This is a genomic window from Kitasatospora sp. NPDC032757 (genome assembly GCF_055579305.1).
In genome coordinates this window covers 48,201-70,010 of the sequence record NZ_JBVINN010000037.1, presented here as the reverse complement: position 1 = coordinate 70,010, position 21,810 = coordinate 48,201, and the positions used below count along the sequence as shown (strand labels likewise).

The 21,810-nt window shown below is 74.4% G+C and carries 20 protein-coding genes; 7 read left to right on the top strand and 13 right to left on the bottom strand.

Features of this window, described 5'->3' with window-relative positions; genetic code table 11:
• Nucleotides 1-11: 11 nt before the first annotated feature.
• Nucleotides 12-1,274 (top strand): MFS transporter, encoded by a 1,263-nt coding sequence (locus ACZ5WK_RS30990; RefSeq protein WP_465552288.1) that lies wholly within the window; start codon nt 12-14, stop codon nt 1,272-1,274.
• Between the two features lie 159 nt (nt 1,275-1,433).
• The gene (locus tag ACZ5WK_RS30985; RefSeq protein WP_465552286.1) at nt 1,434-1,667 is read left to right on the top strand and encodes a hypothetical protein; all 234 of its coding nucleotides are present in this window, start codon (nt 1,434-1,436) and stop codon (nt 1,665-1,667) included.
• Between the two features lie 164 nt (nt 1,668-1,831).
• Here the strand turns inward: ACZ5WK_RS30985 and ACZ5WK_RS30980 are convergent, their stop codons facing one another.
• The 3 genes from ACZ5WK_RS30980 to murQ all read right to left on the bottom strand — a co-directional run bounded on the left by ACZ5WK_RS30980 (nt 1,832) and on the right by murQ (nt 4,345).
• Nucleotides 1,832-2,752: a Rieske (2Fe-2S) protein gene (locus tag ACZ5WK_RS30980; protein WP_465552284.1), complete on the bottom strand. Its 921-nt coding sequence runs from the start codon at nt 2,750-2,752 to the stop codon at nt 1,832-1,834.
• Between the two features lie 197 nt (nt 2,753-2,949).
• Complete coding sequence (locus tag ACZ5WK_RS30975; RefSeq protein ID WP_465552282.1) at nt 2,950-3,180, bottom strand: hypothetical protein; 231 nt, start codon at nt 3,178-3,180, stop codon at nt 2,950-2,952.
• A 235-nt stretch (nt 3,181-3,415) separates the two neighbouring features.
• Nucleotides 3,416-4,345 (bottom strand): N-acetylmuramic acid 6-phosphate etherase, encoded by a 930-nt coding sequence (murQ, locus tag ACZ5WK_RS30970; protein WP_465552280.1) that lies wholly within the window; start codon nt 4,343-4,345, stop codon nt 3,416-3,418.
• Nucleotides 4,346-4,410: 65 nt separating this feature from the next.
• On the opposite strand from murQ, the gene ACZ5WK_RS30965 reads away from it, so the two are divergent.
• The gene (locus tag ACZ5WK_RS30965) at nt 4,411-5,055 is read left to right on the top strand and encodes an endonuclease (RefSeq protein WP_465552278.1); all 645 of its coding nucleotides are present in this window, start codon (nt 4,411-4,413) and stop codon (nt 5,053-5,055) included.
• Nucleotides 5,056-5,230: 175 nt separating this feature from the next.
• Here ACZ5WK_RS30965 and ACZ5WK_RS30960 read toward each other — a convergent pair whose 3' ends face one another.
• Both ACZ5WK_RS30960 and ACZ5WK_RS30955 read right to left on the bottom strand, forming a co-directional pair.
• Nucleotides 5,231-5,911 carry a DUF6445 family protein gene (locus ACZ5WK_RS30960; protein ID WP_465552277.1) on the bottom strand — a complete coding sequence of 227 codons (681 nt, stop codon included), beginning with the start codon at nt 5,909-5,911 and terminating at the stop codon, nt 5,231-5,233.
• Nucleotides 5,912-6,037: 126 nt separating this feature from the next.
• Complete coding sequence (locus tag ACZ5WK_RS30955) at nt 6,038-6,682, bottom strand: TetR/AcrR family transcriptional regulator (protein ID WP_465552275.1); 645 nt, start codon at nt 6,680-6,682, stop codon at nt 6,038-6,040.
• Between the two features lie 270 nt (nt 6,683-6,952).
• On the opposite strand from ACZ5WK_RS30955, the gene ACZ5WK_RS30950 reads away from it, so the two are divergent.
• Both ACZ5WK_RS30950 and mca read left to right on the top strand, forming a co-directional pair.
• Nucleotides 6,953-8,320: a DHA2 family efflux MFS transporter permease subunit gene (locus ACZ5WK_RS30950; RefSeq protein ID WP_465552273.1), complete on the top strand. Its 1,368-nt coding sequence runs from the start codon at nt 6,953-6,955 to the stop codon at nt 8,318-8,320.
• Nucleotides 8,321-8,462: 142 nt separating this feature from the next.
• A complete protein-coding gene (gene mca, locus ACZ5WK_RS30945; RefSeq protein WP_465552271.1) occupies nt 8,463-9,344 on the top strand; it encodes a mycothiol conjugate amidase Mca in 882 nt (293 codons plus the stop codon).
• A 68-nt stretch (nt 9,345-9,412) separates the two neighbouring features.
• On the opposite strand, the gene ACZ5WK_RS30940 is transcribed toward mca, so the two are convergent.
• The 3 genes from ACZ5WK_RS30940 to ACZ5WK_RS30930 form a co-directional block, all read right to left on the bottom strand.
• Nucleotides 9,413-11,035, bottom strand: coding sequence for an extracellular catalytic domain type 1 short-chain-length polyhydroxyalkanoate depolymerase (locus ACZ5WK_RS30940; protein ID WP_465552269.1), 1,623 nt, complete (start codon nt 11,033-11,035; stop codon nt 9,413-9,415).
• Nucleotides 11,036-11,388: 353 nt separating this feature from the next.
• Nucleotides 11,389-12,387 carry a YdcF family protein gene (locus tag ACZ5WK_RS30935; protein WP_465552267.1) on the bottom strand — a complete coding sequence of 333 codons (999 nt, stop codon included), beginning with the start codon at nt 12,385-12,387 and terminating at the stop codon, nt 11,389-11,391.
• A gap of 50 nt (nt 12,388-12,437) precedes the next feature.
• Nucleotides 12,438-13,712: an MFS transporter gene (locus ACZ5WK_RS30930; protein ID WP_465552265.1), complete on the bottom strand. Its 1,275-nt coding sequence runs from the start codon at nt 13,710-13,712 to the stop codon at nt 12,438-12,440.
• Between the two features lie 76 nt (nt 13,713-13,788).
• On the opposite strand from ACZ5WK_RS30930, the gene ACZ5WK_RS30925 reads away from it, so the two are divergent.
• On the top strand, nt 13,789-14,346 hold the full coding sequence (locus ACZ5WK_RS30925; RefSeq protein ID WP_465552263.1) for a MarR family winged helix-turn-helix transcriptional regulator: 558 nt from the start codon (nt 13,789-13,791) through the stop codon (nt 14,344-14,346).
• 133 nt (nt 14,347-14,479) lie between these two features.
• Here ACZ5WK_RS30925 and ACZ5WK_RS30920 read toward each other — a convergent pair whose 3' ends face one another.
• The 3 genes from ACZ5WK_RS30920 to ACZ5WK_RS30910 form a co-directional block, all read right to left on the bottom strand.
• Complete coding sequence (locus ACZ5WK_RS30920; protein ID WP_465552261.1) at nt 14,480-16,105, bottom strand: lipase family alpha/beta hydrolase; 1,626 nt, start codon at nt 16,103-16,105, stop codon at nt 14,480-14,482.
• 132 nt (nt 16,106-16,237) lie between these two features.
• Entirely contained in the window at nt 16,238-17,224 is a 987-nt protein-coding gene (pip, locus tag ACZ5WK_RS30915; RefSeq protein ID WP_465552259.1) for a prolyl aminopeptidase, read from the bottom strand.
• Nucleotides 17,225-17,379: 155 nt separating this feature from the next.
• Nucleotides 17,380-18,063, bottom strand: a complete 684-nt coding sequence (locus ACZ5WK_RS30910) for a TetR/AcrR family transcriptional regulator (protein WP_465552257.1) — start codon at nt 18,061-18,063, stop codon at nt 17,380-17,382.
• A 173-nt stretch (nt 18,064-18,236) separates the two neighbouring features.
• Here ACZ5WK_RS30910 and ACZ5WK_RS30905 point away from each other — a divergent pair, with 173 nt between their 5' ends.
• Nucleotides 18,237-19,850: an MFS transporter gene (locus tag ACZ5WK_RS30905; RefSeq protein ID WP_465552255.1), complete on the top strand. Its 1,614-nt coding sequence runs from the start codon at nt 18,237-18,239 to the stop codon at nt 19,848-19,850.
• Nucleotides 19,851-19,966: 116 nt separating this feature from the next.
• On the opposite strand, the gene ACZ5WK_RS30900 is transcribed toward ACZ5WK_RS30905, so the two are convergent.
• Nucleotides 19,967-20,794, bottom strand: a complete 828-nt coding sequence (locus tag ACZ5WK_RS30900; protein WP_465552253.1) for a lysophospholipid acyltransferase family protein — start codon at nt 20,792-20,794, stop codon at nt 19,967-19,969.
• Nucleotides 20,791-21,801: a GNAT family N-acetyltransferase gene (locus tag ACZ5WK_RS30895; RefSeq protein WP_465552251.1), complete on the bottom strand. Its 1,011-nt coding sequence runs from the start codon at nt 21,799-21,801 to the stop codon at nt 20,791-20,793. The genes ACZ5WK_RS30900 and ACZ5WK_RS30895 overlap by 4 nt, the downstream gene beginning before the upstream one ends.
• Nucleotides 21,802-21,810 lie beyond the last annotated feature (9 nt).

Sequence of the window (21,810 nt, the reverse complement as noted above, 5' to 3'; positions counted from 1 at the left end):
AGGACGGGACCATGTCCGCCTCCTCCTCCACCGCAGCCTCCGCCGCCTCCCCTCTGCCCGCCCGAACAGGCCGGACCATTCGTACCGATCCCACCGCCCGTCCGCCGCTGAGCGGCCGGCCCGCCGTGCTCGCCCTGACCGCGGGGATCTTCTCCCTCGTCACCACCGAGATCCTGCCGATCGGCCTGCTCACCCCGATCGGCGCGACCTTCCGCATCTCGGACGGCGCCGCCGGACTGATGATGACCATCCCCGGCCTGCTGGCCGCCCTCGCCGCCCCGACCGTGACCGCCGCCACCGCCCGGATCGACCGCCGCCCCATGCTCTGGGCCCTGATGCTGGTGCTCGCCGCGGCCGACCTGCTCAGCGCGCTCGCGCCTGCCTACTGGACGATGCTGCTCGCCCGGGTCCTGGTCGGACTGGTCATCGGCGCCTTCTGGTCGATCGGCTCGGGCCTCGCCGACCGCCTCGTCGCCGAGCGGCACCGGGCCGTCGCCACCGCCGTGATCTTCTCCGCCGTCCCGCTCGGCTCCGTGCTCGGCGTCCCCGCCGGGGTCTACCTCGGCGACCTCGCCGGCTGGCGGACGGCCTTCCTCGCGATGGCGGCCCTCTCCCTGCTGGTCGCCGCCGCGCTCGCGCTGACGCTGCCCCCGCTGCCACCCCTGCACGCCACCCGGCTCGCCGTCCTGCGCGGGCTGCTCGGCGACACCCGCGTCCGCACCGGCCTGCTCGTCACCCTCCTCGTCGTGACCGCGCACTTCGGCAGCTACACGTACATCACCCCGTTCCTCGCCGACGAGGCCCATGCCGGCCCGGGGTTCATCACCGCGGCCCTGCTGGCATACGGCGCGGCGGGCATCGCCGGCACCTTCGCCGCCGGCCAGCGTGCCCGCCGCGCGCTGCACCCGACCTTCACCGCCGCCGCCGGCCTGCTCGCCGCGGCGACCCTGCTGCTCCCCGTCCTCGGGACCGGCCGGCCGGGTGCACTCCTGCTGCTGCTCGTCTGGGGATTCGCGTACGGCGCGGTGCCGGTCTGCTCGCAGACCTGGTTCCTGGCGGCGGCGCCGCACGCCCCCGAGGCCGCATCCGTGCTGTTCACCGCCTCCTTCCAGGCGACGATCTCGCTCGGTGCGCTGGCGGGCGGGGCCGTGGTGGACGCCGCCTCGACCCCCACGGTCATGGTGCTGGGCGGCGTCACGGCGCTCCTCGCGCTGGGCGCGATGCGGCTCCGGGGCGCTCCCGGCGGCGGGGGCGACGCCGGCGCGGCGTCGTAAGCCGAGCGTTCCGTGCGGTCGGGACGTTGGTCCCGGCTGCACGGGCCGTTCGCACCGCCTGATGCGGGGAGCCTGCCGCGCACCCTGGAAGGAGCACACCGCCGCCGGCCCGGGCAGGCCCGCGGTGCCGGAGCCCGAGAGTGAGGAAGTACCCCGTCCATGTCCGACGAGATCGTGTACCGCCTGGTGGACGCCTTCTTCACCCACTGCGACCACTGCCAGGAGCCGCGAGACCCGAACTGCCATCCGCGAGCACACTGGCGCCTCTACATGGACCTCGATCGCGAGACCGTCGAACGGATCCGCCGGTGGGCCAAGGACCCCGCCACCATGCCGGGCACGCCGGCCGAGCGGACCGTCCTGCTGAGCTGGCTCGACGCCCAGGAGGCGTAGCGACTCCTGAGGGCGTGGCCCGGCGGTGCACGAGTGGCCCGTCTGTGCGTGAGCGGCTGTTCCGTGCGTGAGCGGCTCTTCCGTGCGTGAGCGGCCCGGCGGGGCGTCAGCCGTCCGTCGGCGCGCGCCCGGTCGGGACCGCACCGGCCGCGCGCACGGCTCCGTCAGCCTGCGCCCGGGAGCCGGGCCTCCAGACGGCCGGCGCGCACCCGGGTCTCGAACACCGGCTGCGCGGCGGTGGCCGGCCCGCGCACGACCTCGCCGTCACCGAGCCGGAACGTGCTGCCGTGCCACGGACAGCGCAGGCAGCCGTCCACCACCGTGCCCTCCGCGAGCGGGCCGGAGAGATGTGAACAGCGCTCGGCGAGCACCGCGAAGCCGTCCCCGGTGGCGACCACGACGACGTCCACCCCACCGGCCCTCCGGCGGACCGGTTCACCGGGCGGAAACTCCTCGACCCCGCCCAGCTCCACCCAGTCCGCGGGCGCCAGCCGGTGCACCGCCGCCGCCCGGTTCGGCCCGGCCGCCTGCCGGTAGGAGAGGTGGCCGCCGAGCGCCGCACCGGCCGAGACGGCGGTCAGCCCGGCCAGGCCGAGCAACCGCCCGTGAAGCCCGTGGCCGCGACAGCGGGCCACCAGCGAAGCCGCGTACAGCACGACCCCGGTCGTGTTGGAGACCGCGTGCACCAGACCGGTCCGTCGCCGCGGCGGATCCAGCCGGGCCCAGTCCACCCAGCCCGCCAGCGCGGCGGGGCCGACGGTGACCAGGCCCGCGGCGACCAGCCGGCCCGCCGCCCGGCGGTCCCCGCCGGTCAGGTCGAGCAGACCCGCTGAGAACCAGCAGCCGAGCGGCACCTGCACCAGGGCCGGGTGCAGCGGGTGCCCGAGCGGGACGCCGTGCAGGACGTCGCGAAACGGCCCGAGCGGCAGCGCCGTGACCGCGTCGTGAAGCGGCCCGGCCGGAGCGTCCAGGAAGTCCCAGCCCGCCGGCGCGTCCAGGGCGCCACGCAGCCGCCGGGACCATGGGGAGATGTGCGCGAAGGTGTCCATGGTGAGCGGCTGGCCGCTGCCCGGGATTCCAAACATGCGCGGTCCGCCGGCGCCGACCTCGGCCGGCCACTCTCGTCCGCGCGGGAGGCCGTCGGCCCCCGTCACGAGGCCGCGCCGGTCCTGCTGGACGGCCGGGCCGGCGCCCTCGTGCACCGGACGGAACTCGGCGGCTGACCGGTTGGACCGCCTCGCACACTCCCCGCCTCGCACACTCCCCGCCTCGCACGCGCATGTCACCGGAACTCGGCGGCGTGGTCGGACACCCATGCGCGGTAGGTGCGTGCCGGTGTGCCGGTGACCGCTTCGACCGTGGAGGTCGTGGTCGGGCGAGGGGCGGCGAGCATGTCGGCGGAGCCATCGAGGAGGGGATCCACGAACGAGTCGGGGAAGTCGTCGTCGGCCAGGAGCCGCCGGCGCGCTTCCCCGCGGGGCAGTTCCTGCCACCGGAGTCGGCGGCCCAGCACCTCACCGATGGTTCGCGCCTGCTCGGCTGGGTGAGGACTTCCGGGCCGGTCAGCTCGTGGACGGCGCCGTGGTGGCCCTCCGCTGTGAGGGCACGCACGGCCACGGCGGCGATGTCCGCCCCGTGGAGGAGAGCCATGGGTACGGACCCGTCGGCACCGGCGCCTCCGTCCCCATCTGTCGCTGATCGGCACCGACGGGAAGTCAGTACGCACACGGTCGGCGCTGTGGCCGGCGTCAGCCCCTCGGCCGGGCCCCCGGCGGCAGGGACTCCAGCGCCTCGCGCAGCCGTCCGCCCGAGGCGGCGAGCAGCCGGCCGGCGGTCGGCGCGTCCACCCCGGCGAGGACGACCAGGACGGCGTCCTTGGCCCGGCCGCCGGTCGCGGCCAGTGCCGCCCGGACGGTGGCCTCGTCGGCGCCGGTTGCCCCGGCGACGATGCGGTGTGCCCGGTCCCGGAGCTTCTCGTTGCCCGCGCGGACGTCGACCATCAGATTTCCGTACGTCCTGCCGAGCCGGACCATGACGGCGGTGGAGATCAGGTTCAGCACCAGCTTCTGTGCCGTGCCCGCCTTGAGCCGGGTCGAGCCCGCCACCACCTCGGGCCCGACCTCGATCTCGATGCCCAGCTCGGCCGCCTCCACCAGGGCGGAGCCCCGGGCACAGGCCAGCCCCACCGTCAGCGCCCCGGCCGTGCGGGCCCGTTGGACGGCCGCCACCGTGTAGGGCGTCCGGCCCGAGGCGGAGATGCCCACCAGGCTGTCGGCCGGCGTCGGCGCCAGCGCCTCCAGGTCGGCGACGGCAAGGTCGGTGCGGTCCTCCGCGCCCTCGACGGCGCCCACCAGGGCCGGCGGCCCGCCCGCGATCAGGCCGACCACCCGGCCGGGCGCGGTGCCGAAGGTCGGCGGGCACTCGCTCGCGTCCAGCACCCCGAGCCGACCGGCCGTGCCCGCGCCGGCGTAGAGCAGTCGGCCGCCCCGCCCCATGCGGGCGGCGACCGCGTCGACCACGGCCGCGACGTCCGGCAGCCGGCCGCTCACCGCCTCGGCGACGGTGCGGTCCTCGGCGTTCATCAGCCGGAGGAGATCGAGTGTCGCCATCCGGTCGATCCCGGCCCACTCGGGCCGCACCGCCTCGGTCGCCGGCTGTGAGGGTGGCTGCGTTTCCATGGGTGCACCCTCCCCGTGCATGGGCGGCGTCAACCCGGGCAGGTGCCCGGGGAGGGAGGCGTGCCATGAACCGGGACCGCACCGTCGCCGCCCTGCTGGAGCGGTACGGCCGCACCTACGCCGAGGAGGCCGGTATCGCGCTGCGCGACACCCCGGCGCCGCTCTACCAACTGCTCGTCCTCACCGTGCTCTGCTCCGTCCGGATCGGCGCCGCCACCGCCGTGGCCGCCGCCGGGGAGCTCTTCGCGGCGGGCCTGCGGACGCCGCGCGCGATGACCGGGGCGAGTTGGCGGTCCCGGGTGGAGGCCCTCGGACGCGCCCACTACGTCCGGTACGACGAGAGCACCGCCACCGCCCTCGGCCGTGGCGCCGACCTCCTGCTCGACCGTTGGCACGGCGATCTCCGGCGCCTGCGGACCGAGGCGGGCGGCGCACCCGGGCGGGTCGTGGAACTGCTCCAGGAGTTCCCGCGCATCGGGCCGGTCGGCGCCGGGATCTTCTGCCGCGAGGCCCAGGCCGTCTGGCCGGAGCTGCGGCCCTTCTTCGACGGGCGCGCCCTCGCGGTGGCGGCTGAGCTGGGCCTCCCGGAGTCCCCGGCGGGTCTCGCGGAGCTGGTCCCGCCCGGGGACCTGGACCGCCTCGCCGCTGCGCTGACCAGGGTCGGGCTGGCCCACGGCGCGCCGCGTGAGCTGGTGGCGGCCGCTTCGTGAACGGGCCGTCCGGCCTGCCCGGCGCGACAGGTCCGTCAGGTCTGCCCGGTCCGCTCGGCTCGTCAGGTCTGCGGGCCCCTGCCCGGCTGCGGTCCGGTCCGCCCGGTCCGCCCAGCCCGGCCGGCTGCGGTCCGGCCAGCCGTCACTGTGGGGTCCGGCCACGCGTAACCGCGGGTCAGGCCATCCAGAAGAAGACCGCCGTCATCCGCCGCTCCTCCAGTTCGGTGCCGTAGTACGTGGTGGCGCTGTGGATCAGGTTGGCGTGGTAGAGCAGCAACTGGTTGTAGCGGTTGGGGACGCGGACGTCCTCGGTGAACGCGTCGCCGGGGACGTGGCGGGTGCCGAGCGCCTCCACCAGGTTGTTGTGTGGCGCGCTGACCAGGTTGCCGCCGAGCCGGCCGCCCGGGAACTGCTGGCGGTAGAAGCTGGTCCCGGCGTCCTTGGGGGCGCCGGGGCTGAGGTAGAGCACGGCGGCGTAGCGGCAGAGCGCGCGGGAGTCGGTGTGCGGGCGGGAGGTCGACTCCCCGGCGCCGACGACCTGGACGCAGTTGTGGTTGAGCGTTCCGCCGCCGGGAGTGCTCTGCACCCAGAGCCGGGAGGCTCCGGTCGCCTTGCGGACCAGTGCCTCGACCCGGGCCAGCTCGTCCGGCTCCAGCCCGGGCATGGTGCGCAGCCCCGGCCACGCCTCGGGCCGGTAGGGGTAGCCCTCGGTCCACTCCCCGCGGGCCAGCACGCGCTCGCGGACGGCGTCGGGATCGGGCAGTACGTCGTTGATCACCCAGTAGTCCCGGCCGGGCGTGGGTTTGCGGTAGGGCAGGACCGGCAGGGCGGTCCGCCTGAGGGGCTGTGAGGGCATGCGCCGACCATAGGGTCGGCACTGCCCAACTTTCTGCCGTGAGCAGGTCAACCTTTCGTCAAGGGCCGTGCCGGCGCTACCGCCTGTCGTCGCTGCTCAGGGCGGTTGTCCTGGGGCAGGTCTCGATCACGGCGCCGGCCGGACCGCGTATCCGCCGAGGGCGCTCTGCAGTTGGTCGAAGGCGCGGCCGGCGGCCGGGCGGATGGCGTCGGCTATCGGCTCGTACTCCTCGCCGGCCAGGACGCGGCGGAACACCTCGGCGAACAGCGTCCGGTGGACCGCGGCGAGCAGGCCGGCCGCGAGCCGGGCGGTGAGGTCGGCGGGCGGGGTGCCGGTGGCCTCGGCGAGGGCGGTGCCGAGGGCGTCCTCGCTCTGCTCGTGGATCTCGCGCAGGCGGGCGACCAGCGCGGGGCTCTCGGCGATGGTGCGGGCGAAGGCGGGACCGGAGAACCCGAGCGCGGCGTCGTGCCGGTCGATCGCGGCCAGGCACTCCCGGCGCAGCGCGGCCAGTGCGGACTCGCCGGGCGCCCGCCGGGCGACCGTCCGGGCGAGCCCGGCGACGATCTCCTCGTGCAGGTCGAGGACCAGGTCCTCCTTGCGCGGGAAGTGGTTGGTGACGGTCATTTTGGCGACGCCGGCTGCGGCCGCGACCTCGGCGATCGTCGTCCGGTCGAAGCCCCGCTCGATGAACAGCTTGGTCGCGGCGTGCGAGATCGCCTGGCGGGTGCGGCGCTTGTTGAGCTCGCGCAGATTCGGGGTGCCGTCGGTCATGGACGTGAGCCTAGCGCAGCCTCGCTGGGTCGAACACAGAAATTGTGCTTGACCCAATCGCTGGGTCGGACCTAAGTTTTGTCCCGGCGGCCGGGAAGGCCGTCGCAGGGGAGACTTCGGGGAGGGGCCATGGCAGGATCGGCGGCGGGTTCGCGCACGTCACACACATCGGGCGCGGCACGGGCCGGGCGACGTGTGGAGCGTGCCGGGCGAAGCGCAGAGCATGCCGGACAACGGGGGAGCGGGCACGAGCCGCTGCCACCCGGCCTGATGAGGACGGGGGCCGTCCTCGCGCTGGGGCCGGTGCTGGCGCTGCTCGACACGACGATCGTCAACGTCGGGATCGACTCCGTCGCCCGCGACCTGCACAGCTCGATGACGGCCGTCCAGTGGGTGTCCACCGGCTACCTCCTGGCCATAGCGCTCGTCATGCCACTCTCCGGCTGGGCCGCCGGGCGTTTCGGCGCCCGCCGGACGTGGCTGGTCTCGGTCGCGCTCTTCGTCGCCGGCTCCGCCCTCTGCGGGCTGGCCTGGTCGACGGGCAGCCTGATCGCCTTCCGGGTGCTGCAGGGGATCGGCGGCGGCATGATCCAGCCCCTCGGGCAGACGATCATGGTGCAGGCGGCCGGCCCGTCCCGGATCGGCCGGGTCATGGGCGTGCTGATGCTCCCGATCAGCCTGGCCCCGGTCCTCGGGCCGGTCCTCGGCGGCCTCGTCCTGGAGCAACTGGACTGGCGGTGGATGTTCCTGCTCAACGTCCCGGTCGGCCTGGCCACCCTGCTGCTCGCCGCCCGCCTGGTCCCGGCCGACGTGCGACACCCGGAGCCGCGGCCCCGGCTGGACGCCCTCGGGCTCGCCCTGCTGTCACCGGGCCTGACGGCACTGGTCTACGGGCTCGCCACCATCGGCGACGCCGGGGGCGGGGCGAGCGGGACGGCCGTCGGGATCGGGGCCGCACTGCTGCTGGGGTACGGCGTGCACGCGCTCCGCACTCCGGGCGAGGGCCGGCTGCCGCTGATCGACCTGCGGCTGTTCGCCCGGCGCGGCTTCGCGGTGGCCACCGCCAACTCCTTCCTCCAAGGCGCCGCGCTGTACAGCTCGATGTTCCTGGTGCCGCTCTACTACCAGCAGGTCGAGCACCGCGGAGCCGTCGAGGCGGGGCTGCTGCTGGCGCCGCAGGCGCTCGGCACGGCCGTCACCTCACTGCTGGCCGGCCGGATCGCCGACCGGATGGCCCCGCGCCCGCTGATCCTCGTCGGCATCGCCTGCTCGCTGCTCGGCACGCTCGCCTTCACCCGGCTCGGCGCCGGCTCCGGCCCCGCCGACGGGCTGCTGGCGGCCTCGCTGGCCCTGCGCGGCGCAGGCATGGGCATCATCGTCATCCCCGGGATGGCGGCGGTGTACGGCAGCGTGGAGCGGGCCCAGGTCCCGGCGGCCGCCGGTGCGGTCAACGTGCTGAACCGGGTGGGCGGCGCGCTCGGCACCGCCGTCCTCACGCTCGTCCTCCAGCACGTGCTGGCCGAGCATCCGGCGCACCAGGCCGCCGCCTTCGGCTCCACCTTCTGGTGGGTGCTCGGCCTCTCCGCCCTCGCGATCGCACCCGCTCTGCTCTATCCGGCCGGCCGCAAGCAGCACTGACCGGCCCCGCTGATCAACCGATCGCCGAAACACGCCATCGAAACACCGGCACCGAAACACCGGCGTCGAAACCGGCCGTCGAGACACGACGGGCGGATACCGACCATCCACCGACCACCGAGATCCGAGAGAAGGACCACGCATGTTCACCAAGCACCCCGGACTCCGCCTGCTCACCGTGCACGCCCACCCCGACGACGAGTCGAGCAAGGGCGCCGCCACCCTCGCCCGGTACGCCGCCGACGGCGTGGAGGTCGTGGTCGCGACCTGTACCGGCGGCGAGCGCGGATCCGTCCTCAACCCGGCGCTCGACCGCCCCGAGGTCCGGGCCGACCTCACCCGGATCCGGCGAGAGGAGATGGCGGCCGCCCGCGAGATCCTCGGGGTCGACCAGCGCTTCCTCGGCTTCACCGACTCGGGCATGCCCGGCCCCGAGGAGCCGCTCCCCGAGGGCTGCTTCGCCCTCCAGCCGGTCGAGACCGCAGCGGCACCGCTGGTCGCCCTGATCCGCGAGTTCCGCCCGCACATCGTCATCACCTACGACGAGACCGGCGGCTACCCGCACCCCGACCATGTGATGACGCACCAGGTCACCGTCGAGGCCTTCGAGGCGGCCGCCGACCCGGACCGGTACCCGGAGGCGGGCGAGCCCTGGCAGCCGGCCAAGCTCTACTACCACCTGGCGCTCTCCCGGGCCTGGTTCCAGACCCTGCACGACGCCATGACGGCGCACGGCGTCGCCTCGGCCATGGGCGAGCTGCTCGCCGACTGGCCGGACACCCCGCCCGCGCTCGCCACCACCACGCGGATCGCGTGCGCCGAACAGTTCGCCGTCCGGGACGCCGCGCTGCTCGCGCACGCCACTCAGATCGAGCCCGGTGCCGGCTTCATGGCGCACTCGCGCGACATCGAGCGCCAGGTCTGGCCGACGGAGGACTACCACCTCGCGCGCAGCGTGGTGCGCACGGCGCTCCCCGAGGCCGACCTCTTCGCCGGCCTGCGCCCCGGGGAGGCGAGCGGATGAGGCGCCTCAGCTGTGCGGCCCGTGGCGGCCGGCCGGGCCGACCGGCCGCGACGCCTTCTGCCGGTACGTCAGCACTGCCCGTCGGCGAGGACGAACCAGCCCGGGCCGGTCTGCTTGAGGGTGTGGGTGGTGAAGGTGTTCCAGAGCCCCATGCCCTGCCCGGAGCCGAGCGCGTAGGTGAGGCCGCCGCTCTGCGTCGCCCGCCCGGCCTTCACCTGGTTGTAGTTGTTGTCCGTGAAGCACTGCGGCGTGCCGCCGCCCGTGGTCGCCGTCACCGCCGCCGAGCGGGCACCCTCGGCGCCCGCCGCGTCGACGGCCGCCACGGTGTAGGCGTACGCCGTTCCGGCGCTCAATCCGGTGTCGGTGTACGACGCGCCGGACGGGCCCGCCACCCGGACGCCGTCGCGGTACACCGCGTACGAGGCGGCGCCGGTGACGGCCTGCCAGGCGAGCGAGACGGTGTCCGCGCCGGTGGCGGTCGCGGTCAGTCCGGTCGGTGCGGGCAGCGAGGGGTCGGTGGGGCCGCCACCGCCGTCCAGACCCCAGAACTGTGCGGTGTAGTAGCCGGAGCAGATCGTGTTGAGGAAGTAGCTGCCGGTGGCTCCGCACTGGTCGGCGTTGGAGCCCGGGCTGACCGCGAGCCCGTGGCCCATCCCCGCGACCGAGTAGAGCGCCACGGCGGGCCGGCCGCCGGCGTCGTTGTAGAGGGACTGGGTGGTGCCGCCCGGCCGGCTCCGGGTGGCGGACGCGTTCTGGCCGATGCCCCACACGTTCGTCCACTGGTCCCGCAGCTCGGTCGCGTTGACCGGCTTCACGGTGGTGTCGGCGCTGCCCTGCCAGATCGCGACCCTCGGCCACGGCCCGGTGTAACCCGGGTACGCCCGGCGGACCTTGTCGCCCCACTGGGCAGGGGTGAGCCGCTGGTCGTTGTTCTGGCAGCCGGACGCGGCGCTCTGGGCGGTGGCGCAGTGGGCGGGCAGGCCGGAGTCGATCGCACCGCCGGCGAACACGTCGGGGTAGTCGGCCAGCAGGTCGGCCGCCATTCCGCCGCCCGCCGAGAGGCCCGTGACGAACACCCGGCGGCTGTCCGAGCCGTACAGCGACTCGGCCTTGGAGACCATCTCGACCACCGACTCGGCCTCGCCCGTGCCCCGGCTGTCCTTGTTCGCGTCGAACCAGCTGAAGCACGACAGGCTGTTGTTGGCGGAGCCGGTCTGCGGGAACACCACGGCGAAGCCGTAGAGGTCGGCGAACTTGGTCCAGCCGGAGTTGCGGTAGTAGTCGTTGGCGGTCTGCACACAGCCGTGCAGCGCGACCACCAGCGGCGCACCGGCCGGCAGACCCGCGGGCGCGTACGCGTACATGGCGAGGTTGCCCGGGTTGGCGCCGAAGCCTGTGACCTGCTGGTACGTCCCGCCCGGTGCGGCATCGGCCGCGTTGGCCGCGTTGGCCGCGTTGGCCACGGAGACGCCGGAGACGCCGGAGGCGGCGGTGACCGGAGCGATGGCAGGGCCCGCCGCCGCGGGCGCGGTGGTGGCCGCGAGCGCGCCCGCCGCCAGCGCCGCGGCGGCCGTGCAGCGCGCGAACCGCCCGCCGCGCCGTGGCGGAGCGCCGGTGGAGGCCGCGGACGGGGTGGACGGGGTCGACGGGGTGAACGGGGTGGACGTACCGGTGGTGGGCAGCACAGCCATGGAGGACTCCGGGGTGGGGGAGGAGTTCGGGTGGGATGCCGTGCAGCGTGGCGTGTCCGGCCGTCGGGAGGTATGTGACGGTCCCCCGGCCTCGGGCGGCCCGTCATGGCCGGTACCGCCATGGCGCGGTCGTGGCCGCGGGCACCGCAGCGTTGTGGCTTCACGAGCACGGGAGCACCCCCGACGCGATCCTGACCGCACGTCCGGCTGCCCGGAGCACCGGGCTCGACGCACCCGCGTCGTGACCGTGGCGGGCGCCCACGGCCCGAGACACCGGGCCCCGGCCGTCGAAGCGGCCGGGGCCCGGAGCGAACGAACGATCCAAGGGAGGTGAGGCGGCAGGGCTGCCGGTGTCAGAGCGCGGCGAGCAGTCCGCAGAGCGCGAGAACGCCGCAGATGCCGAAGTTGATCAGCTTGTGCGCGAGGAACACCGCGGCGAACTCGCGGATGGTCGCGCTGGGCCAGTAGTACGCGGCCGTCGGCGAGCCGAACACCTGCCCGTTGACGCCCGTCTTGCGGGCCATCAGCGCGGCCCGGAAGGCGTGGAAGTTGTTGGTGACGATCACGCAGCGGTAATCGGGCTTGGCCTGTTCCATGATCGCCTTGCTGAACAGCAGGTTCTCCTCGGTGGTGCGGGAGCGGTCCTCGCGCTCGATCCGCTCCGCCGGGAACCCGCGCCCGACGAGGTAGTCGGCCATCGCGTGGGACTCCGGGAGCTTCTCGTCCGGCCCCTGCCCGCCGGAGGTGATCAGTACCGGCGGGTTGCCGCGCGCGGCCTGCTTCTCGAAGACGTCGCGACCACGGTCGAGCCGGCTGGCCAGCAGTGGCGGCACCCGGTCGCCGCCGATCAGGCCGGAGCCGAGCACCACGACGAAGTCCACGTCCCGGCGCGGCCGATGACGGCCGTACAGGAAGGCGTAGCCGACGAAGCAGACGAACAGGAAGGCGACGTACCCGACCACCAGCACGGCGGTTCCCGCGAGGATGCCGAGCCGGTAGGAGCGGGTGAACAGCGCCGCGGCGAGCAGGACGAGCACCGCGAGGATGCCGAGGCCCGCGAGCAGGGAGAGCAGGTTGGCGGGCCGGATGCCCTCCTTCCGGATCATGGTCAGGCCGTTGGCTATCAGAAAGCCGATCAGCGCGAGGGTGCCGATCGCCGGTAGCAGGATGATCGCGACCGCCGCCAGTTCGGCCACCAGCGTGGGCGCCTTGCGCAGTTCGGCGAGCAGCGCGAGGGCGAGGAAGGACACGGCGATGCCGAGCAGGACGGCATTGCTGAACTGGCGACGGTCGCGCAGGACCCCGATCCCGCACAGGACGAAGAAGAGGGCTGCTGGGGCATAGGCGATCATGTTTGTATCGTAGGTGCCCCGGTAGGACCGGAAAGACCGCTGGAACCGGGTCAGGGGCGGGCCTGGGCGGTTTCGGTGCGCTCGCTCTGTTCGTCCGAACCGGCAGGCCCGCTCGCCTCCTTGGGCCCGTCGGGCGCCGTCCGTCCGATCCTTCGTACGCCTGGCACCGCCGCCGTGCCGGCGCAGGCGACGGCGACCAGGGCGGCCGTGACCAGCAGCGGCCCGGTGCTGCCCCAGGCGTCCGCGGCCAGTGGTGCGAGCGTGTAACCGAGCGGTGCGGCGGCCAACGAGAGCAGCCAGTCGTAGGAGGTGACCCGGGCCAGCACCTGTTCGGGGAACTCCTGCTGCACCACCGTCTGCCAGACCGGGTTGAGGAAGCCGAGCCCGGTCATCGCCACGGCGTACGCGGCGACGGTGAGCGGAGCCGGGGCGGTGGTGGCGAGGGCGAGCAGCGGCAGCGCGTAGAGGGCGAGACCGAGGTTGGCGACCAGGACCGGGCGGCCCGGGCGCACCCGGCCGGCGATCAGCGATCCGGCGAGCACGCCGATCGCCCCGGCCTGGGTCATCGCGATCCAGACGCCGTCCCCGCCCAGCTCGCGGGCGGCGATCAGCGGGCCGAGGGTGAGCAGCACCGTGCTGGCGCCGTTCCACGCGCCGTGGGCGACGAGGCTGGTCCAGTACCAGGTCCGTGAACGGAGTTCGGTCCAGCCTTCGGTCAGGTCGGCGAGGAACGGGCGGCGATCGGCGGGGTTGTGCCGGACGGTGATCCGCGTCAGCAGGGCGGCGCTGACCGCGAAGGAGGCCCCGTCCAGCACGAACGCCCAGCCCGCGCCCGCCGTGTACACCAGCAGGCCCGCCAGCGCGGGCCCGCCGAGGCGGGCGGCGCTGCTGACGGACGCCAGCAGGGCGTTGGCCCGCATTCGCAGCGGCCCCTCGACGGTGGCCGCGACCAGTGGGGAGGCGGTGGGCATGGCGAACGCGGAGGCCGTGCCGCCGATCGCCTCGGCCACGGCGATGTGGAGCAGCCGCGGTTCGGCGCCGATCAGCTCGACACCGACGGACAGTTGCGCGGCGGCCCGCACGAGGTCGGTCACCAGCGCCACCACCCGGGGGTTGAACCGGTCGCCGACCACCCCGCCCAGGGGGAGCAGGAGGAGCCGGGGCACCATCGCACAGCCGAGTACGAGCGCCAGCGCGCCGGAGGAGCCGGTGGCCCGGGTGATGGCGATGGCCAGTGCGGCGGGGACGACGGCGTCGCCGAGGGTGGAGATGGTCCGGCCGGCGAAGAGCAGGCGGAAGTCGCGGAGTCCGAGTGGATGCGTCACGACGGGGACTATATTTTGGCGCCGAAATTTCGGCAACGAAATATCAGCTGTGGCCGCCGACGCCTAGACTCGACCCATGGAGCACCCCGAACGACGGTTCGACGAGCCGCGCGACTGGACCGACGGCCACGTCGAGCGCTGGCAGTCGGTCCTGCCGCACCTCGACCCGGACATCGAGGGCGCCGTCACCCGGATGAACAAGCTCTCCCGCCACCTGCGCCGGGTGCGTGAACAGGGCGTCGCCGACTACGGCCTGCAGAAGCACGAGTTCGACACGCTCCACGAGCTGGCCGGTCGCGGCGGCCGCGCCGTCCCCTCCGAGCTGCGGGCCGACCTCAACCTGGCTCCGGCCTCGGTGACCGGCCGTCTCGAAGCCCTGGAACGCCGGGGGTTCGTCGTCCGCACCCCGTCCACCGAGGACCGCCGCCGTGTCGACGTCGAGCTGACCGAGGCAGGCCGGGCGGCCTGGCAGGAGGCGCTGGACGTGGTCGGACGCGAGGAACACCGACTGCTCGGAGTCCTGGCACCCGAGGAGCGGCGTCTCCTCTCCGACCTGCTGCGCCGGGTGCTGCTGGCCTCGGAGGCGCCCGCGCCGGCCGACGGGAGCGGGCGGGGTGGGCAGCCGAACCCCTGACGGCCGGGCCTGCCGGCGGATGGCCCGCACCACGCGGTGCAGGCCATCGCCCGCGTGCACAACGTCTCCCGGAAGGGTGAGCCACCAGGTCGGAGCACACCTCGACCTGCCCACCCGCTGCCCTGCACCGGCTCTAGTTCCAGGGGCTCACCGAGAGGCGGACGGCGGCGTGCGGGCCGAGGAGTGGGGCGGCGGTCGTCGGGAGGTCGACGTGGCCCACCCAGGAGTCGGCGGCCGGGTCGTCGTCGGGGAGCGGGGCGTCCTCGGGCCGGAGGTCCTTGATCGCTCCGGCGATCCGGGAGTTCCAGTGGGCCCAGGCGGCCGGGCGCGGCCGGGAGGCGTCCACGTCGACGATCAGGCTGTCGGAGAAGTCGGCGGTCCGTTCGAGGTGGTCGCCGAAGCCGAAGAAGCCGTGGTGCTCGCGCAGGGAGAACACCCGCAGGTCGAGCGCGTAGCGCAGCGGTCCGGTCGCAGCGGGTCGCGGCAGGGCGCTGGAGAGGAAGGCGGTCGCCAGCCGGACGGCGCCGTTCCCCGCGCCCCCGCCGCGGTGGCCGTCCCCGTCGCCATCGGCACTGCCACCGTCACCGCCACCGCCACCGCCACCGCCGTGACCGTCCTCCGCCGGGTCGGAGAGCTGGATCGGGCACCAGTGTGGTGCGACCCGCTCGTGCATCGTCACAGGCAGCCCGCGTACCGAGAGGGCGACCTCGGCCTGCCACGTCACGTCGGGGTCGTCGGTCGGCAGCTCCACCCCGACCAGGTCGGCACGGACCCGGAGGTCGCCGAAGAGGAAGCGGCGCAGGTTCTGGTAGCCCTCCTCGGAGTTGACCAGCCCGTAGCGCCCGCTGTGGCTGCGGTGGACGAAGGCCTGCTGGGCGCCTGTGACCTGGGCGTTGGTGATCTGTACGAGCCCGTCGCTGCGCGGCCCGACCGTCGCCGCCGAGATCCCGTGTGCCACGTCGTAGTCGGTCGGGTCGGTGCCCACCAGGCAGAACACCCGGTCCAGGGGGAACGCGCCGGCGGCGTCCTCCGCCGGCCCGGTGCCGTCGTCGTCCGGCATGTCGACGGCCCGCCAGCCGTCCGGCGGCCCGTCCGGGTCGAGCCGGGCCGTCGGCGTCAGGTACCGGTACATCCGGTCCGGGCCGAAGATGTCCGCGCCGTTGACGTTGAGGGTGTCGCGCAGCGCCTCCGGGACGCCGAAGCCGATGTCGAAGGTGATCCCGCCGTGCGGCGTGCCGTAGGTGAAGAGCTTGGCCACGTAGTCGGCGGCCCGGCGGCCCGGGCGCAGGTCCGGGATGGTCTTCTGCAGCAGGCAGCGGCAGATGAGGCCGCCCATCGAGTGGGCGACCAGGTTGACGCGCGGCGCGCCCGTCCTGGCCTGCAGCTTCTCGATCAGGGCCAGCAGGTCGGCGGCGGCGGACTCCAGGTCGAACTGCTTGGGCTTGGCGCCCCAGGTGCCGGAGCAGAGGTCGTAGAAGCGGTGGATCCAGATGCTGTCCGGCGGGATGTCGTCGTGGGTCTCCAGGTACGTCCCCTGACCGCCTTCGACGAAGATGTGGTAGCCCTCGTCGAGGTGCAGCCGCAGTAAGGGACTCTCGAACTGGTAGAAGACGGGGGAGTCTTCGCGCCCGACGCGGATGTGCGTCGAGCCTTCGTTGAATCCGTAGAACGGATCCGTGACGGCCTTCTCGATCCCCGAGGTGCCCCCGGCGTAACCCCGGACGTAGATGATCGGGAGCCTGGCGGACGGCGTGCTCATGGCCGGCCTGCCCTCTCCGCGGCCGGTACCGGCCGGCACCGGCCGACCTGTGGAAGTGGAGGTTCTCCCTCCAGTGTCGGGGTCTGCACCCGGGCTGTCACCCCCCGGGTGCGGACCGTTGATGACTCGTCACTACTCGTGTCGGGGCTTGTGCTCCGGAGCCGGCCCGGCGAACCGTTCGATGGCCGTGAAGACCGCCTCGCCCATGGCCGGGCTGCCGGTGTGCCCGGAGTCCTGGACGACCGTCAGCTCCGCGTCCGGCCAGGCCTTGGCCAGTGTCCAGGCGCTCTCCAGCGGCGCGCCGAGGTCCAGCGCCCCGTGGATCAGCGCACCCGGGATGCCCGCCAGCCGCCCGGCGTCGCGCAGGAGTTGGCCGTCCTCCAGGAAGGCATGGTGGGAGAAGTAGTGCGCGGTGATCCGGGTGAAGGCCATCAGTGCGTCGTCCGGCCGGTCGGTGTAGGCGTTCGGCGCTCCGAGCACCTCGTGCGCGATCACCGCGTCCTCCCAGGTGGCCCAGTCGCGTGCGGCCTTGCGCCGGACGGCCTCGTCCGGGCTGTTCAGCAGCCGGCTGTACGCCGCCACCAGGTCGCCGTCCCGGTCGGCGGGCGGCAGCGCGTCCCGGAACGCCTCCCACGGGCCGGGGATCAGCCGGGCGGCACCGCGGTACAGCCAGTCGGTCTCCTCGGGGCGGGTCATGGTGACCCCGCAGATCACGATCTCGGAGACCCGCTCGGGGTGGGCCTGCGCGTAGGCGAGGATCAGGGTGGACCCCCACGACCCGCCGTAGAGCAGCCACTGCTCGATGCCGAGGTGTTCGCGCAGCCGCTCCATGTCGGCGATCAGGTGGGCCGTGGTGTTGTGCTCCAGGCTGGTGGCCGGGTCGGCGGCGTGCGGCCGGCTCTGCCCGCAACCGCGCTGGGAGAAGTGGACAAGGTGGTAGCGCTCCGGGTCGAAGTACTTCCGGTTGCCCGTGCGCAGCCCCGACCCGGGGCCGCCGTGCACCGTCAGCGCGGGCTTGCCCTGCGGGTTGCCGGAGGCCTCCCAGTGGATCTGCTGGCCGTCGCCGACGTCCAGCCATCCCTGCGCGTACGGCTCGCTGTGCGGATAGAACTCGGGCATGCGGAGCACCTCCTGGGCGGACGGACGGGGAGTGGTGAGGCTACCCGTCCGCCGCGGCGCCGTCGACGCCGTTGATCCCGGTGGCGACGCGGAGGGGCGCGCAGGCTCCCGCCGGGGACCGACATGTCCGACGGATCGTCACGTGTGCCGCGGTGTCAGCGTTTCTCCGGCGGAAGAAGCGCGGCGAGCCCGTCGACGATGCGTTCCAGTCCGAAGTCGAACCGGGTGTCCATCACCGGCTCGGTGAGGTCGCCGGCCAGGGCGACGAGGTTGGGGAACTCCTCTGGCGGCAGTGCGCGGAAGCCGTCGCCGGCGGCTGCGACGATCTCGCCGCGGCTCGCGCCCCTGGTCTCGTCGGCGGAGATCGGCGACTGCTCCTGGAGGACGAAGCCCTGGACGTAGGCGCCCAGCAGATAGGTGGTCATGGCGGCGTCGGCGTCGGAGAAGCCGGCCTCGCGCAGCCGGTCCAGCTGCTCCTCCATGAGCCTCAGCAGGTGCGGGCCGGGGGCGAGCCGCCCGGCGACCACCTTGGCGGCGTCGCGCTTGTCCAGCAGCAGGCGGCGGTAGCGGCGGCCGTACTCCAGGAACTGGGTGCGCCAGTCGCCCTCGCGAGGCGGTGCGACGGCGTCGGCCATGATCGCGTCGTTGAGGAGGTCGAGCAGCTCGTCCTTGTTGCGGACGTGCCAGTACAGCGAGGCCGCCTTCACGCCGACCTCGGCCGCGACCTTGCGCATGGACAGGCCCGCCAAACCGTCCCGCTCCAGCACCCGCAGGGCCGCCGCGGCGAGGGCGTCCCTGGTCAGTGCGGGCTGGGTGCCGCTGTCGTCGTCCGCCGGCATGGGCCTCCGCTCGCCTCCCGTGGATTCGCGGGCTCGGCCGGTCCGGCCCCCGCGTCTCGCCGGACTCCCGCGGCCGCGGAAATCCCGCTTGCAATCTAACACTGTTAGGGGCACTCTGTCCGTGCCGGTCAGTCCCTAACGGTGTTAGGGGCTTGGAGGATGGAGGAGTACCCATGGGGGAGTCGAGCGCCCTGCGCAAGCGGCTCGCACTGGCCACACTGTGCGTCACCATGTTCATGTCCATGCTGGACAACGTCATCGTCAACATCGCGCTGCCCCGGATCGGGCGGGACCTGGACGCCGGGATCAGCGGCCTGCAGTGGGTGGTGGAGGGGTACAGCCTGGTCTACGCCGCGCTGCTGCTCACCGGCGGCGCGCTCGGCGACCGCTACGGCCGCACCCGGGTGTTCCGGCTCGGGCTCGCGCTGTTCACGGCCGGGTCGGCGGTCGCCGCGCTCGCCGGGACGACGGACGTGCTGGTCGCGGCCCGGATGCTCCAGGGCGTCGGCGCGGCCCTGCTCACCCCGGGCAGCCTGGCGATCCTGCGGCATGTGTTCACCGACGAGCGCGAGCGGGCCCGGGCTGTCGGCCTCTGGTCGGCCGTCTCCGCACTCGGCCTCTCGGTCGGGCCGGTGATCGGCGGGCCGATGGTCGACCACCTGGGCTGGGCCAGCGTCTTCTGGATCAACGTGCCGATCGGGGTGGTGGGGCTGGTCCTGGCGAGCCGGGTGCTGCCGGCCATCGCCCGGCGGGATCGGCGCGTCGACCTCGGGGGCCTGGCGCTGTCCGCGGCCGGTCTCGGCGCTCTCGTCTACGCGCTGATCGCGGGCCCTTCCCGCGGCTGGACGGACAGCCGGGTGCTCGGCTGTGCGGTGGCGGCCGCCCTGCTGCTGGCTGCCTTCCTCCTGCTCGAACGCCGCCTGGCCGAACCCATGCTGGACCTCGGGCCGTTCCGCGACGGCGTCCTCGGCGGGGCCCTGCTCAGCGGGTTCATGGTGAGCTTCGGGATGTTCGGGGCGATGTTCTTCCTGCCGCTGTTGATGCAGGGCGTGCTGAGGTGGGCCCCGACCGACGCCGGGTGCGCGGGCCTGCCGATGGCGGCGATGATCGTCGCCGGCGCCCCGGCCGCGGGGCGGCTGACCGGCCGTCACGGCCCGGGGCTGCCGCTGGTCCTGGGTCTGCTGCTCTGCGCCGTGGGACTCGGCGGGCTCTCCCTCTACGGCGAGCAGGCGCGTTACCCGGAGTACGTGTGGACGCTCTTCGCCATGGGCCTGGGGATGGGGCTGACGTTCACGCCCGTCTCCATCGCCGTCCTCCAGCGGGTCGACCCGGCCCGGACGGGGATGGCCTCGGCGACCGTCAACACCCTGCGCGAGCTCGGCGGTGTGATCGGCGTCGCCGCCCTCGGCGCAGTCCTGACCCACCGCATGACCGGTAGCCTCACCGGCTCGCTGGAGCGGCTGGGCGTGGCGCCGGACACGGTCGGGCGGGCCGCCGACGCCCTGGCCGGCGCGGGCGGCGGGCACGGCGGCTCCGGGGCGGCGCTGCCGGGGCCGGTCCAGGCAGCGGTGGACGGCGCGTTCGTCGACGGCGTGCATCTCGCCGTGCGCTGCGGCTCGGCCGGGCTGGCGGCCACCGCCGTCCTGGTCGCCGTCCTGCTCCGGCGGGGCTCCCGGTCCGGGCCGCCGACCGGGGACGGCGGCCCGGACCGGCAGTCACCGGCCGGTGCCGCCTCGGCCCGCACTGCGGGGCCGGCGCGGACTCGCCCGGTGAGCGCCCGCCCCTGAGTGCCTGCAAGTGCGCGCCCGCCGGTGAGCGCCCGCCCCTGAGCGCCTGCAAGTGCGCGCCCGCCGGTGACCGGCGACCAGGGACCGTCTGCCGGTGACCGTCCACCGGCAGTCGGTCACCGCCCGGCCGCCTCCACCGCGGCCTGGGCGGCCAGGGCTAGGTCACGCCGGGCCCGCCACCGCTCCGGCCCGTGCGGCCCGATCGGGGCCAACGGCGCCGGGATCGGTGGCAGAAACCTCACCTCCGCCACCAGCCCCCGCACCGCGACCACCCGGGCGAGCGAGGTGACCAGGTCGTCATCGCCGACGAAGGCGGGCACGCTGGTCGGCCGCCCGTCCGCCAGCCGGTAGCGGATCGTCACCGGCTGGACGGGAGCGCCGGACCGCACCGCGGCCTCGAAGAAGGCCGGGCGGAACCGGCCGCTCTCCCGCCCGCACCAGGTCGACCCCTCCGGGAAGACGACCACCGGCCGGCCTGCCCGGAGTACCCCGGCGACGGTATCGACCGCGGCCGGCAGGGCACGCAGCCGGTCCCGTTCCACGAGGACAGTGCCGCCCGAGGAGACCAGCCGTCCGAGGACGGGCCATTTCGCTACCTCGGCCTTGGCGACGGAACGGCCGGGGCTCCCGGCCGCGATCAGCGGGATGTCCAGCCAGGACACGTGGTTGGCCACCACCAGGACGCCGCCGTCGGCGGCCGGGGGCGGCGCGAGCCGGACGGTCACCCCGAGGGCGCCGAGCAGGGTGCGCGCCCAGAGCCGGACCAGCCGGTCGCGCACCCCCGCGGGGAGGGCGCGCACCGGCGGGATGAGCGCGATGCCCGCCACCAGCACGGGCAGGAAAGCGGCCAGCCGCATCACCCGCCGGGGGAGCGCCACCACCGGGGCCGGTTCGGTCAGGCAGCTCGCCGGCGTGCAGGGGGCCGTGGGCAGCCAGACGCTCATTCGGTCGTGGCGGTGGCGGTGGCAGCGGCAGGGGCAGCGACGTCGGTTGCGACGGGAGCGGCGGTTGCGGCGCCGGACGGGTCCGGGGAAGCGGTTGCGCCCGGGGAGGCTGCGGCGCCGGAAGGGGCCTGGCCGGTCGGTCCCGGCAGCCCGGCGAGGAAGTGCCGCAGGTAGCGCGGGTCGGTGCGCTCCAGCGACAGCAGCACGTACAGGTCGGCGGTGGCGAAGTCGGGGTCGTGCGCGGGTGCGCCGCAGACCCAGGCTCCCAGCCGCAGATAGCCGCGGAGCAGCGGCGGCAGAGCGGCCCGCTCGGCGCGCGGCAGGCCGGTCGCGTCCCACGGCCGGTGCGGGGCGACCCGGTAGTGCTCGGGTGCCAGGTACGTGGCGCTGACGGTGTCCCAGACCCGGGCCGCGGTGGCACCGCCGTCGTCCAGCGGGATCGAGCAGCAGCCGCCGACCCAGGTGTTGCCGGTCTCGGCGAGGTAGCGGGCGATGCCGCCCCACATCAGGTTGATCACGGCGCCGTTGCCCCGGTGGCGCGGGTCGATGCAGGAACGGCCCAGCTCCACCAGTCCGTCGCGGAGCGGGGCGAGGGCGGAGAGGTCGAACTCGCCGTCGGAGTAGAGCCGCCCCGCCCGTCGCGCGGCCTCGGGACGCAGCAGCCGGTAGGTGCCGACCACCGGGCCGTCCTCGCCCTCGCGCACCAGCAGGTGGTCGCAGTACTCGTCGAACGGGTCGACGTCCAGGCCGGGCACCGGGCTGTGCAGCACGGCGCCGAGTTCGGCGGCGAACACCTGGTGGCGCAGCCGCTGGGCGGCGCGCACGTCGTCCTCGTCGCGGGCCAGCGAGACGGTGTAGGCGGCGGGTGCCTCGACGGGGGTGGGCCGGGCGGTGGCCGGCCGGGCGCCGGTCGGACGGGTCTGACGCGGGGTGGGCACCACGCCGGTGTGGCCGGTGAGGTGGCCGGGGGCGACTGCGGGCGGAGCGTATGTGGGGACGGTGGTCATGGCAGACCC